Origin of the sequence: Aquimarina longa SW024 (assembly GCF_001401755.1) — a bacterium.
Classification (GTDB): domain Bacteria; phylum Bacteroidota; class Bacteroidia; order Flavobacteriales; family Flavobacteriaceae; genus Aquimarina; species Aquimarina longa.
In genome coordinates this window covers 1-2,570 of sequence record NZ_AVQK01000081.1, presented here as the reverse complement: position 1 = coordinate 2,570, position 2,570 = coordinate 1, and the positions used below count along the sequence as shown (strand labels likewise).

The window sequence follows — 2,570 nt, the reverse complement described above, 5'->3', positions numbered from 1 at the left end:
TGTATAATCCATTGATGTTGACCCACCCAATCCGAGTCATCGTGACCCGCCTAATCCAGGTGATGTTGACCCGTCTAATCCAGATTAATCTGACCCACTTGATTTAAGGTGTAAAGTTGAGTTATTGAAAGCTGTATTATGTTACTTAAAATCGTAGCAATTATGGCAGGAACTTCAATAACTATGAATAAATTAAGAACAGTAATACGCCTTCATACAGAAGGTAAGAGTAAACGCTTTATTAGTGATTATTTACGGTTATCTCGTAATACCGTAAAGAAGTATATCAATCGTTTTATATCGATTCGATTGAGCTTTGAAGAGCTAGAAGAATTAAGTGATACTGAGTTAGAATCTCTACTGGTTAAATTTCAAAAAAAGATAGTTAGTCCCCGAGAAGAGGCCTTACATTCTTATTTTAAATATGCAGAAAAAGAGCTCAAACGCACCGGTGTTACCAGATTCCAGTTATGGTATGAGTATTATCAAAAATACCCTAACGCTGTAGGTAGATCTACCTTTTATGAAAAGTTCAAAAATTGGCAATTACAGTCTTGTGTACAGCCTACCATGCACATGGACCATAAGGCTGGGGACAAGCTGTATATTGATTACGCTGGTAAAACGCTTCAGATAGTTGATCTGGAAACAGGAGAAGTACAAGAAGTTCAGTTTTTTGTAGCTGTTTTAGGAGCGAGTCAACTTACCTATGCAGAAGCTACTTTAAGTCAAAAGAAGCATGATTTCATACAATCTATTGAGAATTCATTACACTATTTTGGAGGTGTACCAAGAGCAATCGTTCCTGATAATTTAAAATCAGCAGTCACTAAAAGTGATCGTTATGAGCCTCAAATAAATGATACTCTTTTAGATTTTTCTGAACATTATGACACTACAGTTCTACCTGCACGCTCAAGAAAACCAAGAGATAAATCGTTGGCTGAAATCACTGTAAAAATCCTCTATACCCGTATCTATAGTCCATTACGAAATGAAGTATTCCATTCTCTTGAAGAATTGAATCAAGCTATTAAAGAGCAATTAAACTTTCATAACCGTATTTGTTTTAGTGGGAGAGCTTATTCACGAAGACTTCTTTTTGAAGAAATCGAAGCACATACTCTTGGTATTTTGCCTCAGCAGCGCTTCGAGATCAAAAAACAAACTGTTGTCAAAGTAATCATGAACGGGCATGTTTGTCTTGGGGAAGATAAGCACTATTACAGTGTACCTTATCAATATATAGGCAAAAAAGTCAAGATTGTTTACTCGACCAAATCCGTAGAAATCTTTTATAAATACAATCGTATTGCCGTTCACCCTAGAGTGAAAAGCCAGTTTAATTATTCTACCATTAAAGAACACCTAGCTTCCGCACATCAGTTTATGACAGATTGGACACCGCAACGCTTTATGAGTTGGGCTGCTTCTATTGATCGTATTGTAGAAATATACATCTCTAAAGTATTAGAAAAGAAGAAACATCCGGAACAAGCTTATAAAGTGTGTATGGGAATCCTCTCTTTACAAAAGAAAGTAGGCAAAGAACGTTTGGTTGGAGCTTGTCAAAGAGCCCTTGATTATGAATTATATGGATATAGACCCATTCTAAATATACTGGAAAAAGGCTTGGATCGATTAGATAACGACGAGCAACAAGAAAACCTCCCTTCACACGACAATATCAGAGGAAAAGATTATTACCAATAAATTATATTAATTATGAATAGTATCACATTACAAAAGTTAAAACATCTTAGGTTCTATGGTATGCATGATGCTTTTAAAAGTATTATAGAAACAGGAAAATTAGATCATTATAGTTTAGATCAATTGATTAGTCATCTCATTGAATCTGAATGGGACGATCGACAAAATAGAAGGATAGAAAGAACCATTAAGTATGCTAGATTCAGATATAAAGCACAGATAGAAAATATCGTTTTCTCTGACCAAAGAGAACTTAACCGGGATCAAATTCATCGATTAACTGAATTTGAGTTTATTAAAAAATCAGAAAATGTACTCATTACTGGAAGTACAGGTGTAGGAAAAAGTTATTTGGCTACTGCTATAGGACATCAAGCCTGCATTGAAGGATATAGAGTACTTTATTTTAACACTAATAAAATGTTAGCTAAATTAAAAATGGCAAAAGCTGATGGATCATATCTTAAGGAAATGTCACGAATAGAAAAGCACACCCTTGTTATATTAGATGATTTTGGACTACAAGTTCTCGATAAGCAAAATAGAATGGCATTGCTTGAAATCATTGAAGACAGACACGAAAAAGGAGCAATAATTTTAACTTCTCAATTACCCATAAATCAATGGTACGAAGTAATCGGTGAAAAAACCGTAGCTGATGCTATAATGGATAGGCTTGTCCATAATGCACATAGGATCGAATTAAAAGGTGAATCTATGAGAAGAAAAAGAAACAAACAATAATAAATAATGTAAAAATTAATCCATATGTTTAACAAAAAATAACTCAAATCTGCACCTTAAAAACACTGCTCAGCTTGAGCTGGATTTAGTGGGGCAATATAGCTGGAATATAC

2 protein-coding genes are annotated in these 2,570 nt (G+C 34.4%); both read left to right on the top strand.

Annotated elements, in window-relative coordinates; genetic code table 11:
• Nucleotides 1-138: 138 nt before the first annotated feature.
• Entirely contained in the window at nt 139-1,713 is a 1,575-nt protein-coding gene (istA, locus tag N456_RS08905) for an IS21 family transposase (protein ID WP_240315509.1), read from the top strand.
• Nucleotides 1,714-1,725: 12 nt separating this feature from the next.
• Nucleotides 1,726-2,457, top strand: coding sequence for an IS21-like element helper ATPase IstB (gene istB / locus N456_RS08900; RefSeq protein WP_062056056.1), 732 nt, complete (start codon nt 1,726-1,728; stop codon nt 2,455-2,457).
• Nucleotides 2,458-2,570 lie beyond the last annotated feature (113 nt).

Bases quoted from the DNA above. Each gene is read 5' to 3' on its own strand.
- istA (WP_240315509.1), top strand. From the start codon at position 139: ATGTTACTTAAAATCGTAGCAATTATGGCAGGAACTTCAATAACTATG.
- istB (WP_062056056.1), top strand. From the start codon at position 1,726: ATGAATAGTATCACATTACAAAAGTTAAAACATCTTAGGTTCTATGGT.